Origin of the sequence: Pseudoalteromonas sp. 1_2015MBL_MicDiv (assembly GCF_002407505.1) — a bacterium.
In the GTDB taxonomy this organism is placed as follows: domain Bacteria; phylum Pseudomonadota; class Gammaproteobacteria; order Enterobacterales; family Alteromonadaceae; genus Pseudoalteromonas; species Pseudoalteromonas fuliginea.
Genome location: NZ_CP012737.1, coordinates 255330 through 274415 on the forward strand (window position 1 = coordinate 255330; position 19086 = coordinate 274415).

At 42.2% G+C, this 19086-nt stretch carries 13 protein-coding genes and 3 rRNA genes; 12 read left to right on the top strand and 4 right to left on the bottom strand.

Features of this window, described 5'->3' with window-relative positions:
- Positions 1–16: 16 nt before the first annotated feature.
- The 9 genes from rpmJ (at position 17) to rrf (ending at position 9110) form a co-directional block, all read left to right on the top strand.
- A complete protein-coding gene (gene rpmJ / locus AOR04_RS01190; RefSeq protein ID WP_002959476.1) occupies positions 17–130 on the top strand; it encodes a 50S ribosomal protein L36 in 114 nt (37 codons plus the stop codon).
- 125 nt (positions 131–255) lie between these two features.
- Positions 256–612: a 30S ribosomal protein S13 gene (rpsM, locus tag AOR04_RS01195; protein ID WP_002959473.1), complete on the top strand. Its 357-nt coding sequence runs from the start codon at positions 256–258 to the stop codon at positions 610–612.
- Positions 613–624: 12 nt separating this feature from the next.
- Positions 625–1011 carry a 30S ribosomal protein S11 gene (rpsK, locus tag AOR04_RS01200; RefSeq protein ID WP_002959471.1) on the top strand — a complete coding sequence of 129 codons (387 nt, stop codon included), beginning with the start codon at positions 625–627 and terminating at the stop codon, positions 1009–1011.
- 21 nt (positions 1012–1032) lie between these two features.
- Positions 1033–1653: a 30S ribosomal protein S4 gene (gene rpsD / locus AOR04_RS01205; RefSeq protein WP_002959461.1), complete on the top strand. Its 621-nt coding sequence runs from the start codon at positions 1033–1035 to the stop codon at positions 1651–1653.
- A 24-nt stretch (positions 1654–1677) separates the two neighbouring features.
- Complete coding sequence (locus tag AOR04_RS01210; protein ID WP_002959452.1) at positions 1678–2664, top strand: DNA-directed RNA polymerase subunit alpha; 987 nt, start codon at positions 1678–1680, stop codon at positions 2662–2664.
- Between the two features lie 39 nt (positions 2665–2703).
- Positions 2704–3105, top strand: a complete 402-nt coding sequence (gene rplQ / locus AOR04_RS01215; RefSeq protein WP_002959450.1) for a 50S ribosomal protein L17 — start codon at positions 2704–2706, stop codon at positions 3103–3105.
- A 1014-nt stretch (positions 3106–4119) separates the two neighbouring features.
- Positions 4120–5655: ribosomal RNA gene (locus AOR04_RS01220) — 16S ribosomal RNA — on the top strand.
- A gap of 299 nt (positions 5656–5954) precedes the next feature.
- Positions 5955–8845 (top strand): 23S ribosomal RNA (locus tag AOR04_RS01225).
- A gap of 150 nt (positions 8846–8995) precedes the next feature.
- Positions 8996–9110, top strand: a 5S ribosomal RNA gene (gene rrf, locus AOR04_RS01230).
- The 16S, 23S and 5S rRNA genes sit together here, the layout of an rRNA operon.
- Before the next feature lie 814 nt (positions 9111–9924).
- Here the strand turns inward: rrf and AOR04_RS01235 are convergent.
- From AOR04_RS01235 to hslR, 4 genes are all read right to left on the bottom strand, one after another.
- A complete protein-coding gene (locus AOR04_RS01235) occupies positions 9925–11034 on the bottom strand; it encodes a PepSY-associated TM helix domain-containing protein (RefSeq protein WP_096792295.1) in 1110 nt (369 codons plus the stop codon).
- A gap of 166 nt (positions 11035–11200) precedes the next feature.
- A complete protein-coding gene (locus AOR04_RS01240; protein WP_033038379.1) occupies positions 11201–12739 on the bottom strand; it encodes a phosphoenolpyruvate carboxykinase in 1539 nt (512 codons plus the stop codon).
- Between the two features lie 267 nt (positions 12740–13006).
- The gene (gene hslO / locus AOR04_RS01245; protein WP_096792296.1) at positions 13007–13852 is read right to left on the bottom strand and encodes an Hsp33 family molecular chaperone HslO; all 846 of its coding nucleotides are present in this window, start codon (positions 13850–13852) and stop codon (positions 13007–13009) included.
- A 12-nt stretch (positions 13853–13864) separates the two neighbouring features.
- Positions 13865–14287: a ribosome-associated heat shock protein Hsp15 gene (gene hslR, locus AOR04_RS01250; protein ID WP_007378582.1), complete on the bottom strand. Its 423-nt coding sequence runs from the start codon at positions 14285–14287 to the stop codon at positions 13865–13867.
- A gap of 209 nt (positions 14288–14496) precedes the next feature.
- On the opposite strand from hslR, the gene gspC reads away from it, so the two are divergent.
- Genes gspC through gspE form a run of 3 tightly spaced genes read left to right on the top strand, consistent with a single transcriptional unit; the run spans position 14497 to position 19086 of the window.
- Positions 14497–15438, top strand: a complete 942-nt coding sequence (gene gspC / locus AOR04_RS01255; protein WP_096792297.1) for a type II secretion system protein GspC — start codon at positions 14497–14499, stop codon at positions 15436–15438.
- A gap of 26 nt (positions 15439–15464) precedes the next feature.
- Positions 15465–17528: a type II secretion system secretin GspD gene (gspD, locus tag AOR04_RS01260; protein ID WP_096792298.1), complete on the top strand. Its 2064-nt coding sequence runs from the start codon at positions 15465–15467 to the stop codon at positions 17526–17528.
- On the top strand, positions 17521–19086 hold the full coding sequence (gene gspE, locus AOR04_RS01265; RefSeq protein WP_096792299.1) for a type II secretion system ATPase GspE: 1566 nt from the start codon (positions 17521–17523) through the stop codon (positions 19084–19086). The genes gspD and gspE overlap by 8 nt, the downstream gene beginning before the upstream one ends.

Consider the following 19086-nt stretch of genomic DNA (forward strand, 5'->3'; position numbering starts at 1 on the left):
TTTACGGAGTTGAGCAATGAAAGTACGTGCTTCCGTTAAGAAAATATGCCGTAACTGTAAAGTTATTAAACGTGCTGGTGTAGTACGCGTAATTTGCAGTGAGCCTAAGCATAAGCAAAGGCAAGGCTAAGTAAACAGTCGTGCAGGCTGAGTTTTCTCGGCCTGTGTTTTTAGTAGTAATTTGGTCTTCGTTTGAGTATCCTTACGGGCTTTTCAAACTTATGATTACCAAATTCGAATATAGGAGATGTGTTAGTGGCCCGTATTGCTGGCATTAACGTCCCTGATCATAAACATGCAGTTATTGGTTTAACAGCTATTTATGGCATAGGTAAGACTCGCTCTAAGGCTATCTTAGAAGCGACTGGTATCGCCGAAACCACAAAAATCGGTGAACTTTCAGACGAAATTCTTGACGTACTGCGTGATGCAGTTGGCAAGTACACTGTTGAAGGTGATCTTCGTCGTGAAGTTACTTTAAATATCAAGCGCCTAATGGACCTTGGTTGTTATCGTGGCCTACGTCACCGTCGCTCTTTACCACTACGTGGTCAAAGAACTAAGACTAACGCGCGCACCCGTAAGGGTCCTCGTAAGCCTATTAAGCGATAAGGGGATAGTATTATGGCTAAGACACCAATTCGTCGTAAAAAGGTTAAAAAACAAGTTGCTGATGGTATGGCTCATGTTCATGCGTCTTTCAACAACACTATTGTAACGATTACCGACCGTCAAGGTAATGCATTATCATGGGCTACTGCCGGTGGTTCAGGTTTCCGTGGTTCACGTAAATCTACACCATTTGCTGCTCAGGTTGCTGCAGAGCGTGCAGGTACTGCTGCTCAAGAATACGGTTTAAAGAATCTAGAAGTTTTCATCAAAGGTCCAGGTCCAGGTCGTGAATCTGCTGTACGTGCTTTGAATGCTGCTGGTTACCGTATTACCAACATTACTGACGTGACGCCAATACCACATAATGGTTGTCGTCCACCGAAGAAACGTCGCGTTTAACAATAGGTTAGGAGAAATAACATGGCAAGATATTTGGGCCCTAAGCTCAAGCTGAGTCGTCGTGAAGGTACTGACCTGTTCCTTAAGAGCGGCGTAAGAGCTATCGACTCTAAGTGTAAACTTGAGACTGCACCTGGTCAGCACGGCGCTCGTAAAGGTCGCTTATCTGATTACGGTTTACAATTACGTGAAAAGCAAAAAGTACGTCGTATCTACGGTGTATTAGAAAAGCAATTCCGTAACTACTACAAAGAAGCTGCTCGCCTTAAAGGCAACACAGGTGAAAACTTGTTACAGCTTTTAGAGCAACGTTTAGACAATGTTGTATATCGCATGGGTTTTGCTAGCACACGTGCAGAAGCACGTCAGTTAGTAAGCCATAAAGCGATTTTAGTTAATGGTCGTGTTGTGAACATTCCTTCATATGTAATTACACCAGAAGATACTGTTGTAATCCGTGAGAAGTCTAAGACACAAGCACGTATCATCGCTGCTCTAGAGTTGGCTGAGCAACGTGAAAAGCCGACTTGGGTTGAAGTTGACGGTAAGAAATTGGAAGGCAGCTTTAAGCGTCTACCTGAGCGTTCAGACCTGTCTGCGGACATTAATGAACAACTAATCGTCGAACTTTACTCTAAGTAAAGTTAAGAGTTAAGAGAGGATAAAATGCAGGGTTCTGTTACAGAATTTCTAAAACCAAGGTTAGTCGACATCGACGCTATCAACCCAACGCGTTCTAAAATAGTTTTAGAACCATTAGAGCGAGGCTTTGGCCATACTCTGGGTAATGCTTTACGCCGTATATTACTTTCATCTATGCCTGGATGTGCAGTAACTGAAGTTGAAATCGACGGTGTATTACATGAGTACAGCGCGAAAGAAGGCGTTCAAGAAGACATCATTGAAATACTATTAAACCTTAAAGGTTTAGCAGTAACGTTAGAAGGCAAAGATGAAGTTTTTCTGACCCTGACTAAATCTGGTGTAGGCCCTGTTACTGCGGCTGATATTCAGCACGATGGCGATGTAACAATTGCTAATCCAGATCACGTTATTTGTAATTTAACTACAAATAACAGCGAGATCAGCATGCGTATTCGTGTTGAACGTGGTCGTGGTTATGTGCCGGCATCTAGTCGTTTATCCTCTGATGACGATGAGCGTCCAATTGGTAGATTGTTGCTTGATGCATCATTTAGCCCAGTTGAACGTATTGCGTACTCGGTTGAATCAGCTCGAGTTGAGCAACGTACAGATTTAGACAAATTAATCATTGATATGGAAACAAACGGCACTTTAGATCCAGAAGAAGCGATCCGCCGTGCGTCTACTATCTTAGCTGAGCAATTAGATGCATTCGTAGATTTACGTGATGTAACTGAGCCAGAAGAGAAAGAAGAGAAGCCAGAGTTCGATCCTATTCTACTTCGTCCAGTTGATGATCTTGAACTAACAGTACGCTCAGCAAATTGTTTGAAAGCCGAGCAAATTCAATATATTGGTGATTTAGTTCAGCGCACTGAAGTTGAGCTTCTTAAAACGCCTAATCTAGGTAAGAAGTCTCTAACTGAAATTAAAGACGTGCTAGCTTCACGTGGTCTTTCTCTGGGCATGCGCCTAGAAAATTGGCCGCCTGCAAGTTTAGCTGAATAATCTAAATCACTATATTAGTTTAGTTAGAAGGATAGGGTCATGCGCCATCGTAAGAGTGGTCGTCAATTAAACCGTAACAGTAGCCATCGTAAAGCGATGTTTAGCAATATGGCAGGTTCTTTGGTGAAACATGAAATCATCAAAACTACTTTGCCTAAAGCGAAAGAGTTACGTCGTGTAATTGAACCTTTAATCACACTGGCTAAGACTGACAGTGTAGCAAATCGCCGTTTAGCGTTTGCTCGCACGCGTGATAATGAAGTTGTTGGTAAATTATTCAGTGAAATCGGTCCGCGTAATGCAGATCGTCCAGGTGGTTACACTCGTATTCTTAAGTGTGGCTTCCGTACTGGTGATAATGCACCAATGGCTTATATTGAACTAGTTGGTCGCCCAGCGACTAGCGAAGCAGTTCAAGAAGACGCACAGTCTGCAGAGTAAGTCTTAAAGAAACCTAAAAGCCGAGCTTATGCTCGGCTTTTTCTTGCCTAAAATTTGTCAACCTATATGAATCAGTAATTATCTTCTATTATGGGTATCGACTCATAGATTCTGAATCGATAAGTTGTTTTGACAGCTGCTTTAATAGCTCTACCTAGTTACTCTTCACTTATCATTTATACAAAATAGCCTATTAGATTCTAGCTAAAGATCATTTCCACTATTTATAGGAGTGATTATAAGACATAACGTATTCTTTCTAATCTATACCGATACTATGAACTTCATCGTAAGGTTAAGTAAACTTACTTATTAAATATGTAAAACTATGGTTAAACATAGCCCAGTCAATTCAATTTTCAGCTTTTGACTAATTTAAGTGATTTTAGTTATACGACTCTTGCTCTATTGGCTAGCTTTTTCAGCATAGATGATGCAAATATATCTATACCCATAGGTGGTTGCCATAACTTTAATTTTAAATAGCTTTATAAACCGCTGGGTAGAGATGGTTTAGTTGTGTTTTTGAGCGTTTAGCTCAAATACTCAGCGAACAGCACATTATTTCAAGTTTTCTTCAAAAAAGGGTTGATCTGTTTTCGGATCTCCCTATAATACGACCCCACTGAGACGGGAAACGCTGAAGCATAGCAAAGCACGAACTACTCAGAGAGTTAAATAAAACTTCGGTTTTAAATCTTCTAAAAAGAAAGTTTAAAACAAAGTATTGACTCGAAAAATAAAGGGTGTATTATTCGCGCCCCTTGAGACGCTAAAGCGACTCAAAACGTTCTTTAACAATATAAAGCAATCATCTGTGTGGGCACTCGTACAGATTGAGTTCTAACAGCCAAGCTACTTAGGTAGCGAGGCAAAAAAATTAGAGTCTCAATTGAAAACTGAGTGACCAACAGAAGTAACTTATTTATAAGTTGCTTCGGCACAGTCAATTCAATATCGAAAGATATTAAAAAATTCAGAATTCATTGAGCTGTCGAAAGACATAAAACTTTTTAATTGAAGAGTTTGATCATGGCTCAGATTGAACGCTGGCGGCAGGCCTAACACATGCAAGTCGAGCGGTAACAGAGAGTAGCTTGCTACTTTGCTGACGAGCGGCGGACGGGTGAGTAATGCTTGGGAACATGCCTTGAGGTGGGGGACAACAGTTGGAAACGACTGCTAATACCGCATAATGTCTACGGACCAAAGGGGGCTTCGGCTCTCGCCTTTAGATTGGCCCAAGTGGGATTAGCTAGTTGGTGAGGTAATGGCTCACCAAGGCGACGATCCCTAGCTGGTTTGAGAGGATGATCAGCCACACTGGGACTGAGACACGGCCCAGACTCCTACGGGAGGCAGCAGTGGGGAATATTGCACAATGGGCGCAAGCCTGATGCAGCCATGCCGCGTGTGTGAAGAAGGCCTTCGGGTTGTAAAGCACTTTCAGTCAGGAGGAAAGGTTAACGGTTAATACCCGTTAGCTGTGACGTTACTGACAGAAGAAGCACCGGCTAACTCCGTGCCAGCAGCCGCGGTAATACGGAGGGTGCGAGCGTTAATCGGAATTACTGGGCGTAAAGCGTACGCAGGCGGTTTGTTAAGCGAGATGTGAAAGCCCCGGGCTCAACCTGGGAACTGCATTTCGAACTGGCAAACTAGAGTGTGATAGAGGGTGGTAGAATTTCAGGTGTAGCGGTGAAATGCGTAGAGATCTGAAGGAATACCGATGGCGAAGGCAGCCACCTGGGTCAACACTGACGCTCATGTACGAAAGCGTGGGGAGCAAACGGGATTAGATACCCCGGTAGTCCACGCCGTAAACGATGTCTACTAGAAGCTCGGAGCCTCGGTTCTGTTTTTCAAAGCTAACGCATTAAGTAGACCGCCTGGGGAGTACGGCCGCAAGGTTAAAACTCAAATGAATTGACGGGGGCCCGCACAAGCGGTGGAGCATGTGGTTTAATTCGATGCAACGCGAAGAACCTTACCTACACTTGACATACAGAGAACTTACCAGAGATGGTTTGGTGCCTTCGGGAACTCTGATACAGGTGCTGCATGGCTGTCGTCAGCTCGTGTTGTGAGATGTTGGGTTAAGTCCCGCAACGAGCGCAACCCCTATCCTTAGTTGCTAGCAGGTAATGCTGAGAACTCTAAGGAGACTGCCGGTGATAAACCGGAGGAAGGTGGGGACGACGTCAAGTCATCATGGCCCTTACGTGTAGGGCTACACACGTGCTACAATGGCGCATACAGAGTGCTGCGAACCTGCGAAGGTAAGCGAATCACTTAAAGTGCGTCGTAGTCCGGATTGGAGTCTGCAACTCGACTCCATGAAGTCGGAATCGCTAGTAATCGCGTATCAGAATGACGCGGTGAATACGTTCCCGGGCCTTGTACACACCGCCCGTCACACCATGGGAGTGGGTTGCTCCAGAAGTAGATAGTCTAACCCTCGGGAGGACGTTTACCACGGAGTGATTCATGACTGGGGTGAAGTCGTAACAAGGTAGCCCTAGGGGAACCTGGGGCTGGATCACCTCCTTATACGATTTAGAACTTATTTGTTCGTAGTGTCCACACAGATGATTGTTAATTAGTGCTTGTCCCTTTGGGATAACTAATTAATATGCTCTTTAAAAATTTGGAAAAGCTGATAATAAAATTCTGATGAATACATTGTATTTATCAAGAGTTTTCAAAAGTAAAAAAACAATGGTAGCAGTACCATTGAGTGCCATTTAGTTAACTCTTATGAGTTGATTGATTGGTATCTACTTTAGTATTCAATATTAACTTCTGGCGAAGTTAAACTGTCACAAAACAAAGACCCGTTTGGGTTGTATGGTTAAGTGACTAAGCGTACACGGTGGATGCCTTGGCAGTTGGAGGCGATGAAGGACGTATTAACTTGCGATAAGCCTAGTCAAGCTAGTAAAAAGCGCTTGAGACTAGGATTTCCGAATGGGGAAACCCACCTGCTTGCAGGTATCGTTAACTGAATACATAGGTTAACGAGGCGAACGCGGAGAACTGAAACATCTAAGTACCCGTAGGAAAAGAAATCAACCGAGATTCCGAAAGTAGCGGCGAGCGAAATCGGAACAGCCCTTAAGCTTATTATGTGTTAATGGAAGGCTGCTGGAAAGCGCCACGATACAGGGTGATAGTCCCGTACATGAAAAGACATTTTAAGTGAAATCGAGTAGGTCGGAGCACGTGAAACTTTGACTGAATATAGGTGGACCATCATCTAAGGCTAAATACTCCCAACTGACCGATAGTGAACCAGTACCGTGAGGGAAAGGCGAAAAGAACCCCTGTGAGGGGAGTGAAATAGAACCTGAAACCGTGTACGTACAAGCAGTAGGAGCCCACTTGTTGGGTGACTGCGTACCTTTTGTATAATGGGTCAGCGACTTATATTTTGTAGCGAGGTTAACCGAATAGGGTAGCCGTAGGGAAACCGAGTCTTAACTGGGCGAATAGTTGCAAGGTATAGACCCGAAACCCGGTGATCTAGCCATGGGCAGGTTGAAGGTTGAGTAACATCAACTGGAGGACCGAACCCACTAACGTTGAAAAGTTAGGGGATGACCTGTGGCTAGGAGTGAAAGGCTAATCAAACCGGGAGATAGCTGGTTCTCCCCGAAATCTATTTAGGTAGAGCCTCGGACGAATACTTACGGGGGTAGAGCACTGTTAAGGCTAGGGGGTCATCCCGACTTACCAACCCTTTGCAAACTCCGAATACCGTAAAGTAATATCCGGGAGACACACGGCGGGTGCTAACGTCCGTCGTGAAGAGGGAAACAACCCAGACCGCCAGCTAAGGTCCCAAAGTCATAGTTAAGTGGGAAACGATGTGGAAAGGCCCAGACAGCCAGGAGGTTGGCTTAGAAGCAGCCATCCTTTAAAGAAAGCGTAATAGCTCACTGGTCGAGTCGGTCTGCGCGGAAGATGTAACGGGGCTAAACTATGCACCGAAGCTGCGGATTCAGAATTTATTCTGAGTGGTAGGGGAGCGTTCTGTAAGCGGTTGAAGGTGTACCGGGAGGTATGCTGGACGTATCAGAAGTGCGAATGCTGACATGAGTAACGATAATGGGAGTGAAAAACTCCCACGCCGGAAGACCAAGGGTTCCTATCCCATGTTAATCAGGGTAGGGTAAGTCGACCCCTAAGGCGAGGCCGAAAGGCGTAGTCGATGGGAAACAGATTAATATTTCTGTACTCGATATAATTGCGATGGGGGGACGGAGCAGGCTAAGCAAGCATAGCGTTGGTAGTCTATGTGAAAGTGAGTAGGGCGTTTGTTTAGGTAAATCCGGACGAACACTAAACCTGAGACACGAGACGAGTCACTACGGTGATGAAGTTGCTGATGCCATACTTCCAGGAAAAGCCTCTAAGCTTCAGATTATATGGAATCGTACCCCAAACCGACACAGGTGGTCAGGTAGAGAATACTAAGGCGCTTGAGAGAACTCGGGTGAAGGAACTAGGCAAAATCGTACCGTAACTTCGGGAGAAGGTACGCTCCTATCTGTGATGAGACTTGCTCTCTAAGCGGACGGGAGCCGCAGTGACCAGGTGGCTGGGACTGTTTATTAAAAACACAGCACTGTGCAAAATCGCAAGATGACGTATACGGTGTGACACCTGCCCGGTGCCGGAAGGTTAATTGATGGGGTTATCCTTAGGGAGAAGCTCTTGATCGAAGCCCCGGTAAACGGCGGCCGTAACTATAACGGTCCTAAGGTAGCGAAATTCCTTGTCGGGTAAGTTCCGACCTGCACGAATGGTGTAACCATGGCCACGCTGTCTCCACCCGAGACTCAGTGAAATTGAAATCGCAGTGAAGATGCTGTGTACCCGCGGCTAGACGGAAAGACCCCGTGAACCTTTACTACAGCTTGGCACTGAACATTGAACCTACATGTGTAGGATAGGTGGGAGACTTTGAAGATGAGACGCTAGTTTTGTTGGAGTCAACCTTGAAATACCACCCTTGTAGTTTTGATGTTCTAACGTTGGCCCCTGAATCGGGGTTACGGACAGTGCCTGGTGGGTAGTTTGACTGGGGCGGTCTCCTCCTAAAGAGTAACGGAGGAGCACGAAGGTTGGCTAAGTACGGTCGGACATCGTACGGTTAGTGTAATGGTAGAAGCCAGCTTAACTGCGAGACAGACACGTCGAGCAGGTACGAAAGTAGGTCATAGTGATCCGGTGGTTCTGAATGGAAGGGCCATCGCTCAACGGATAAAAGGTACTCCGGGGATAACAGGCTGATACCGCCCAAGAGTTCATATCGACGGCGGTGTTTGGCACCTCGATGTCGGCTCATCACATCCTGGGGCTGAAGTCGGTCCCAAGGGTATGGCTGTTCGCCATTTAAAGTGGTACGCGAGCTGGGTTTAGAACGTCGTGAGACAGTTCGGTCCCTATCTGCCGTGGGCGTTTGAGAATTGAGAGGGGTTGCTCCTAGTACGAGAGGACCGGAGTGAACGAACCGCTGGTGTTCGGGTTGTCATGCCAATGGCATTGCCCGGTAGCTACGTTCGGAACTGATAAGCGCTGAAAGCATCTAAGCGCGAAGCAGGCCTCGAGATGAGTTCTCACTAGACTTTTAAAGTCTCTGAAGGGCCGTTGAAGACTACAACGTTGATAGGCAAGATGTGGAAGTGGTGTGAGCCATTAAGCTAACTTGTACTAATTACCCGTGAGGCTTAACCATACAACGCCAAACGCGTTTTATGTGATAGTGAAACACGCGAAGAAGTTAATATAACTAAAGTAGAAATTACTTAGAAAGACTTAAAAAATATTATCAGATATTTTCCAAATTCAGTTAGTGCGCAGAAATACGTATTAACGCCCAAATTTGCTTGGTGACAATAGCGTTTTGGACCCACCTGATCCCATGCCGAACTCAGTAGTGAAACGAAACAGCGCCGATGATAGTGTAGCATTTGCTATGTGAAAGTAGGACATTACCAGGCTTCAAATTGTAGAGAGCCCGAATCTAACGATTCGGGCTTTTTTACGTCTGCAGAAAAGTGAAATGCGGATAATTAATGCGCACTTATTCAACAGCTATCACGTAGGGCGAGCGCAGCGACTCCCGACACAAAGTATAATGTAGCATTTCACTGTGGCTCTCCACCGCTGTGGGTACCATGACATTCTACTGCGTAGCGCACCGACTTCACATTGTAGAGAGCCCGAATCTAGCGATTCGGGCTTTTTTACGTCTGCAGAAAAGTGAAATACGCGCAATTAATACACATTCACAGCAACACCCATCACGTAGGTCGGGCGAGCGTAGCGACTCCCGACGTCAAAAGCATAAAAAACCTCCGCTCGACAATGAGTGGTAGCATTTGTACTGTGGGTAAATAATACCAATTGGTTTAACATCTGGCCTAATATAAAAGCGTTAATTATCTGGCCTTATGATAAGTATTGAACATGACCTTTAAGCCTTTATATACGCTTTGGGTAGGTTACTGAAGAGAATAAAAATAGTTAGGCAGAGGTTGATACAGAGGTTTACGCATAGAACTTAAATCTAATGGGCATGAGGTTTTTAAATAATAGTCTTCATGGAGTTCCTATCTAAACTTGCAGTATTAACTACCCTTCATTAATTGTTTTATAGCCAGATAGGCGGTTAGGGGCTGCTTTAATTTCATATGTACTGAGCGTTATTAATTTTTAATCCTAAGATTAACTAAGGCCATATACTTTATATTAAAAACTATCGATAAGACTTACTAAAAAGTGTTTTGTGTACTCCTTAAACTAAAGTTTATTTTATATTCTCTTGGTTCTAATTAACCATCTATATATGCCAATAAAGAACAATGCTACAGATCCGAAGCCACTCAACACCCAAATGACTTTTAAAATGTTACCGCCAATGCTGCCGTCATGTAGAGGGTGTATCCAGTTTTTTATTTTACTAGCCGTACTTTGCTTATCTATATTAAACACGATCTCTAACTTTCCTGTAAGTGCATTAACCTCTATATAGCTATGTGGGAAGCGATACGAAGGATCGTCTACAGTTTGAAATCTAAATCTGTAAATAGCATTTAAGTTTGATGGTGTTTCAATCCAAGCTAAACGCGCACCGGGTAATGCTTTTTTAGCTATTAGTATCGCTTGCGATAAAGGAATATTAGATTGTTTACTCGGCTGTATTTGTGTTTTTGAAGGGGAGTTTATATCGCTAACTAAAGCGGTTAATATAGGATCTGTCTGCTTTGGAATAGCAAGCATAATCCCTGTAATCGTTAGAGCTAATAATGGGATGCACAAGCTTAAACCAATTAATTTATGCCAGTCATAAAGTAGGCCTATTTTAGAACTGCGACGTTTAAATTTTAACGATTTTATCCATTGACCTTTTTTTGGCCACCATGCTAATAACCCAGATATGAGAAGGATTAATGTGGCAATGCCTATATACCCCACAATTATAATGCCGGTACTTCCTGTGAGTAATGAAAAGTGCAGGTTATATAACCACGTAACAAAATAATCGCCCCAGTAATCTTTTCGAATTACTTTATATTTATCATTTGAGAGCCAAATCATTAAGGTTGCAAATTCACGATTTTGTGTTTCTACAGGGTTATAGTAACGAGCCGGTATGATTGAATTGTCATCTGTTACCTCAAGCCGCCAGGGCCCATACTTATCTGGAAAAGCCGTTTTTAAGTTTTTGTATGCCAAATCCCAGTCGACTTTGTCTGTATGCTTTATATTTACTTTAGTGAGGTTCAGTTGTGAATCTATTTGTGGGTAATATATTAATACTGAGCCAGATAATGCAATAACAGTGAGTAAAAACCCTATTGATAAGCCTAAATAAAGGTGTAATCGTCTAAATATCTTTTGCCAAGAAAGCTTTGGAAGCATGAATAAAGTAGCCGTAATAAGTGAGTGTACTTAAACAATAATTATTAGGTATTTTATAGTGTTTTAGAGAAGAAAAGTGCGACATTTTGTCGCACTTCTACAATGCATATTTAAAAAATAAAACGCCAGCTCAAGGCTGGCGTTAAAATACAATCTTAAAGTTTATTTAAGCTTTAGGTCCTGCATTTTTTATATCATCTGATACGTCGTACTTAGCAAAGTTCTCAGTGAAGTCTGCGGCAAGTTTTGCTGCGTATTCATTGTATTTAGCTTTATCTTCCCACGTATTAATAGGGTTAAGTAAGTTTGTATCTACACCCGGAACGGCAACTGGCACATCTAGGTTTAAAACATCAATATGTTGAGTCTCAACGCCTGTTAATTTACCAGATACAATAGCATCAACTACAGCGCGAGTCGTTGGAATATCAAAGCGCTTGCCTGTACCGTAAGGGCCGCCAGTCCAACCTGTATTCACAAGGTACACTTTAGCGCCAAACTCGCGTACACGCTTCATGAGAAGCTCAGCGTAAACACCAGCAGGGCGTGGGAAAAATGGTGCACCAAAACAGGTTGAGAATGTTGATTCAATATCGCTAGTAGAGCCAATCTCAGTTGAGCCAACTTTAGCTGTGTATCCACTTAAGAAGTGAAAAGCAGCCGCTTCTTCGCTAAGAACAGATACCGGTGGTAATACACCGCTTACATCACAGGTTAAAAATACAACGGCTTTTGGTTCGCCTGCGCGGTTTTCTACTTTACGTTTTTCAACGTGTTCAAGTGGGTATGCTGCACGGCTGTTTTGAGTAAGGCTTGTATCGTGAAAATCAGGAACGCCCTTCTCATCTAGCACTACATTCTCTAAAATAGTACCAAAGCGAATTGCATTCCAAATTACAGGTTCGTTCTTTTGTGACAGGTCGATACATTTAGCATAGCAACCGCCTTCAATATTAAACACGCTTCCAGGTGCCCAACCGTGTTCGTCATCACCAATTAAAAAGCGAGTAGGATCTGCTGAAAGAGTTGTTTTGCCCGTACCAGATAAACCGAAGAATAATGCTGTATCGCCTGCTTCACCAACGTTAGCAGAACAGTGCATTGGTAATACACCTTTTGCTGGTAGTAGGAAGTTTTGTACAGAAAACATCGATTTTTTCATTTCACCGGCGTAGCGCATACCTGCTAGTAATACTTTACGCTGTGCAAAGTTAATAATAACGGTGCCATCGCTATTTGTGCCATCACGTTCCGGCTCACATACAAACGAAGGAACGTTCATTACTTGCCATTGTGGTAAGTTTGAGGCGTTATAGTTTTGTGGTTCGATAAACATGTTTTTGGCAAAAATATGGTGCCACGCTGTTTCTGTAGTTACGACTACAGGTAAATAATGCTCAGGGTCAGCGCCAACTTCTAGGTGAGAGGTGAAGTGGTCATTACTTTGAACATGTGCTTCTACGCGAGCCCATAATGCGTCAAATTTTTCTGCATTAAATGGGCGGTTAACGTTGCCCCATTGAATGTCATCTTGAGTTGTCGCTTCTTGTACAATAAAACGATCTTTTGGTGAACGGCCAGTGCGTTTTCCTGTAATTGCAACAAAAGCACCATTTGCGGCTAAAGTACCTTCGCCACGGCGGATCGCATGCTCGACAAGTTCAGCTGCGGTTAAATCGACAAAACGTGTAGCGCCTGTAGTCATGTTTATACCTAACTATGTGTGAGAGTTTGAACGGATAGCTCTGGGGTTATCAGTGCCCTTAAACTGAAATTATAGTAACAGAAGGTTTTAAGATATTCGAGCCCGCAAAGCCCCTAAAAACACATATATTTAAGAAAAAACATGAATAATTTCAATGATACCGGTGTCATGGAATTAGCAGAAAATATGACACCGGTATCATCTTTTTATAATATAAAACCGCATATTTTGCGGCTTTAATTACTATATATAGATGAAGCTGAACATTTAGTTGAAAATGCTTTTTATGTCTTGTTCGTTAAAAACATACTCTTTTAAACAGTAATGGCAGTTAATGTTAACAGTCCCTTTCTCAGCTACATCTTTGAGTAGTTCTTCTTGTCCAATATTAACAAGTGCAGTAATTGTTTTATCACGACTACAACCACATTTGAATTTAATCGCTTGAGGTTCAAATACGCGAGGATTATCTTCGTGGTAAAGGCGTGTAAGGACGGTGTTCGCATCAAGGTGTAATAGTTCTTCATCTTTAATTGTATTACTTAATGCTTCTAGGTGTGCAAAGTCTTCAATTGATTTTTGTTTATCAACTGGGAGTACTTGTAAAAATAGACCACATGCTTTTGCGCTACCTTCTGATGTGTCGGTTGCAAACCAAAGGCGTGTTTTTAGCTGCTCTGACTGCTCAAAGTAACTTTCGATACATTTACTAAGAGTGTCATGCTCTAGCGGTACTATCCCTTGATAGCGTTCACCTTTATCTGGTGTAATAGTGATTACCATATAGCCTTGGCCAATAAGCTCTTTTACAGTTGTGCCCGTAATTTCGCTTTGCAGGCGCGCAATACCACGCATGTTTTGTTTGTCATCACCATTTATAACTGCATATTTAACTGGGCCATCACCTTGAAGCTGTACAGCAATTTCACCTTCAAACTTTAAGGTAGCAGTAAGTAAACAGGTTGCAACGAGTAACTCACCAAGTAATGCTTTAACAGGGTCTGGGTAATTATGGTCGGCAATCATTTCATTATAAGCATTCTCGATTTGTACGAGTTCGCCACGAACATCTAGTTCGTTGAATAAATAACGGTGAAGTAAATCTTGTTGCATGAGCGGCTATACCTAACTTGATTTCATTTTTAAAAGTTCGCGTCTTTGCTTTTTATCCGGTTTTTTATCCGGATGAGGGGCAAAAAAGCTGTTATTTTTACGTGCGATGCTGTTCTCTTCGCGTTTAGCAATACTGGCATCAGATTCTTGATACATGGTCTGTGCAATGGGGGCGCTTTGGCGTTTTTCAAGCACTGAGAGTATAGTTATCAGCTTTTCATCTACTCCTTGTGCAAGTTTTATGTTTGCGCCAACTTCTACTATTTTACTCGCTTTTGTACGCTGTCCATTATAATGCACTTTGCCGCCTTGTACCATTTCACGTGCAGTCGCACGAGTCTTATAAAAGCGAGCGGCCCATAACCACTTATCTAATCGAACTTTTAACTCATCTTTATGGTCTGAACTTACGTGGCTGTTACTTTTTTTACTCATAAGGCATTTAATTTAGTGTGTTATAACTTAAAATTTATCATGAAATCATTGTAGGCTGAAGGTATTATAATCGCAGTCTGTTTTGCCTTGAGAGAGTGAGTCAACTCATTCTGTTTACAAAGTTTAATATTAGCGTGCTTGTTGAATGAAAAATGAAAGGGTACTATGGGTACGCGCTTACGCAGTAAATTAAAATAAGAATATTATTTATGGAACAGCAAATACAGCAACTTAAACAATTTTTAATTCGTTTACCACATGCAAAATTAAGTGCATTAGTGACTCTATTAGTTGTTGTTTATCTTGCTTTTTTATTATCAAAATTGGTTTGGCTTATGTGGCCAAATCCGGTTGTATCTCCACTTACTCCAATGCACTACGCTAATCAAACCAAGGGTGTCGCTGGTAATCGCTCTACGCAGCATATAGTGGAGCAATTTTTGTTTGGTAAAAAAGTTGCAACAAATAATAGTACTACGCGGCAATCACAAGTTATTAACAATGCACCTGAAACACGCTTAAGTATAAATTTAACAGGTATAGTGGCGGTAAGCCATGATGATAAAGCAGGTGTGGCTATTATAGAATCACAAGGAAAACAAATAAGTTACTTAGCGGAAGAAGTTATACAAGGAACACGTGCGAAAGTTGCACAAATATTACCAGATCGTGTAATTTTAAGCGTAAGTGGTGGCTTTGAAACATTAATGCTTGATGGTTTAGATTTCACAAAAAAAGTATCAATGCCTGTTCTTGCTGCCCGAGACGATTCAGAAATGGGACCACAGATGCTAATAGCATCAAACGATCAAAAAATAAATGCAACCGCAGATCCACAAGTAAGAGAAGCCTTAATAGAAACACGTGAAGAGTTACTCGAAGAACCAGGTAAATTATTTGACTATATACGTGTCTCACAAGCGATGAGTGATGGAGTACTTATAGGTTATCGCTTAAGTCCAGGAAAAGAACCTGAGCTATTTAAGCAAATGGGATTACAAAATAACGATTTAGCTATTGCGATTAATGGCTATCAATTAACAGATTTAAAACAGGCAATGTCAGCTATTAATGAGCTGCGCAATAGCACAGATGCTAATATCACTATAGAACGTGATGGCGAGCAACTAGATGTGCAATTTAGCCTGTAATAACTTAGCTTTGGAGTTTTAATATAATGGTTCAGGTGCTACACCTCAAAAAAATTAAAAAAGGGTTAGCTAAGTATGCAGCACTTTTTTTAGCAGCAAGTATTTCTTTGTCTGTTTCTGCTGTTGAGTATGCAGCTAACTTTAAAGGCACAGATATCAACGAGTTTATTAACATTGTTGGTAAAAATCTTAATAAAACAGTGATTATTGACCCAAATGTACGCGGCAAAGTGAATGTGCGCAGTTATGAGTTGATGGATGAAGCACTTTATTATCAGTTCTTTTTAAATGTATTAGAAGTTTATGGCTACTCAGCTGTTGAAATGGACAATGGCATTATTAAGGTTGAGAAAAGTTCAGACGCTAAAAAATCAAATGTCCCACTTATTACAGAGGGTAATGAAGCTAGTGGCGACATGATGATTACACGCGTTGTGCGCGTTAAAAACGTAAGCGTACAAGAGCTAGGTCCATTAGTTCGTCAGTTTAGCGATCAAAAAGATGGTGGTCATGTTGCTAATTTTAATGCGGCTAACGTTATGATGCTAACGGGTCATGCTGCGTCGGTTAATAGATTAGTTGAAATTATTCGTTCGGTTGATCAAGCCGGTGACAAGCGTGTAGATATAGTAAAGCTTAAGTATGCAACTGCTGATGATGTAGTATCGGTCGTCGATAACATTTATAAAGACAGTGGTAAAGGCAGTGTTCCTGAATTTTTAATTCCTAAAGTGGTTGCCGATGGCCGAACTAATAGCGTTATTGTAAGTGGCGAAGGCCAAGCACGTACGCGTGCTATAGAACTTATTAAACGCTTAGATGGTGAATTAGAAAGCCAAGGTAACACCAAGGTGTTTTACCTCAATTATGCTAAAGCTGAAGATTTAGTAAAAGTATTGCAAGGTGTGAGTAAGTCACTTGTTGATGACGCGCAAGGCGGCACAACTAAAACTCGTAGCAGAAACAGCAATGAAAGCAGTATAGAAGCTCACCCAGATTCAAATTCATTAATTATTACCGCGCAGCCAGACACCATGCGCTCACTAGAGTCGGTAATTGAGCGTCTTGATATTCGTCGTGCACAAGTATTAGTTGAAGCAATTATTATTGAAGTAATGGAAGGCGACGGGGTTAACTTAGGCCTGCAGTGGATTTCTGAGCAGGGCGGTATGTTACAGTTTAACAACGGCACTACGGTTCCCGTTGGCTCATTAGCTGTTGCGGCGGAGCAAGCACAAGATGTAACGGTTACCAAAAATATAATAGGAACAGAATCTGGTACTGTAACGCCCTATACAGAAACAACCGAAGGTGATTATGGTCCATTAGCTTCCTTACTTAGTGGCATTAATGGTCTGGCGCTGGGTGTTGTTAAAAATGACTGGGGTGCAATCATTCAAGCAGTAGCTACCGATACAAACTCGAATATTTTGGCTACACCGTCTATTACTACAATGGATAACGAAGAAGCATCTATTTTAGTCGGTCAAGAAGTACCTATTATTACTGGATCACAAACCGGCAGTAATAATGCTAACCCATTTCAAACGGTTGAACGTCAAGAAGTAGGTATTAAACTAATTGTTACCCCGCAGATTAATGATGGCTCTGCGGTACAACTTACTATTGAACAAGAAGTATCAAGTGTAAGTGGTGCAACGGCAGTTGATATTTCAGTAAATAAGCGTTCAATTAAAACAACTGTTATGGCTGATGATGGCGGTATGGTTGTGCTTGGCGGCTTAATTGATGAAGACGTGCAAGAAAGCGTATCGAAGGTACCATTATTAGGTGACATTCCTATTTTAGGTCACTTGTTTAGATCAACCAATACAACACGTCGTAAGCGTAATCTTATTGTATTTATTCGCCCAACAATTATTCGTGATGGTGTAAGCATGAATAAGCTAAGTTTTAATAAGTATAACTTTATCCGTGGTGAGCAATTTAAACAGCGCGAAGATGGGATTGATTTAATGCCAGCGACTGATTCGCCAATATTGCCTGAATGGAACGATGAATTAATACTTCCACCAACGTATGAAGAACATTTACGTAAGCAAAATGCACAAGAGCGTAAAGATGACTAATGCGATACAAGAGATAAACCAAGATGTGGTTCATCCTAATACGCATCATCAGGATGCGCTATTAGCAGATGATGTATTAATAGAGTTACCAGCTAAACGTTTACCATTTTCTTATGCAAGGCGCGCAGGTGTATTGCTAAGTAAAAATAAAGATAATCGTATTGTATATTATCGTGGTGAGCTTGACGTAGAAGTACTTTTAGAAGTGCGCCGTATTGCAGGTAATGGTTTTACATTAGAGCAGTTGGCTGACGATAAGTTTGAGTTGTTATTGGAAGCATCTTATCAACGTGATAGCTCTGAAACGCAACAAATGATGGAAGATATAGGGAATGAGGTTGATTTGTTCTCACTCGCCGATGAACTTCCACAAACAGAAGATTTGCTCGCCGGTGATGATGATGCACCAATCATCAAACTTATTAACGCCATGCTCAGTGAAGCGATAAAGGAAGGGGCATCTGATATTCATATCGAAACCTTCGAGCAAGAGCTTGTTATTCGCTTTAGGGTAGATGGTGTACTTAAAGAAGTCCTTAAGCCTAATCGTAAACTCGCATCGTTACTTGTATCGCGTATTAAAGTAATGGCCAAGCTTGATATAGCCGAAAAACGTATTCCTCAAGATGGCCGTATTAGTTTGCGTATTGCTGGGCGTGCAGTTGATGTACGTGTATCTACAATGCCATCAAGCTTTGGTGAGCGTGTAGTACTGCGTTTACTTGACAAAAATAACGCACGTTTAAATCTAGAAGATTTAGGTATGACCGCAGAAAATCGTGCATTGTTTTCTGATTTAATCAGTAAACCGCATGGCATTATCTTAGTCACAGGGCCAACGGGTTCTGGTAAAAGTACTACGTTGTATGCTGGTATGAGTCAAATCAATTCACGCGATCGCAACATTCTGACAGTTGAAGATCCAATCGAGTATGAGATTCCGGGTATTGGTCAAACACAGGTTAACGCTAAAGTTGATATGACCTTTGCGCGTGGTTTACGTGCAATATTACGTCAAGATCCTGATGTAGTAATGGTGGGTGAAATACGCGATCTTGAAACGGCGCAAATTGGTGTTCAAGCGTCACTTACCGGTCATCTTGTTATGTCTACTCTGCATACAAATACCGCATCGGGTGCAATTACACGTATGGAAGATATGGGTGTTGAACCATTCTTACTTTCATCGTCGTTACTCGGTGTGTTGTCGCAACGCTTAGTACGTACGTTATGTAATACCTGTAAAGAAGGTCACACGGCTGATGAGCATGAATGCCAGCTGTTAGGCGCCTCTTTTGAAAGCCAACCGACAATTTACCGAGCGGTCGGGTGTGAAGAGTGTAACTTTAACGGTTACCGTGGTCGTACGGGTATTCATGAGTTACTTGTAGTTGATGAAACAATACGCGAAATGATTCACAACGGTAAAGGTGAGCAAAGCGTAGAAAAATACATTCGTAAGCGTAGCCCTAGTATTCGCCAAGATGGCTGTAGCCGTGTACTCGCAGGTAAAACAACACTTGAAGAAGTATTACGTGTTACCCGTGAGGAAGGTTAA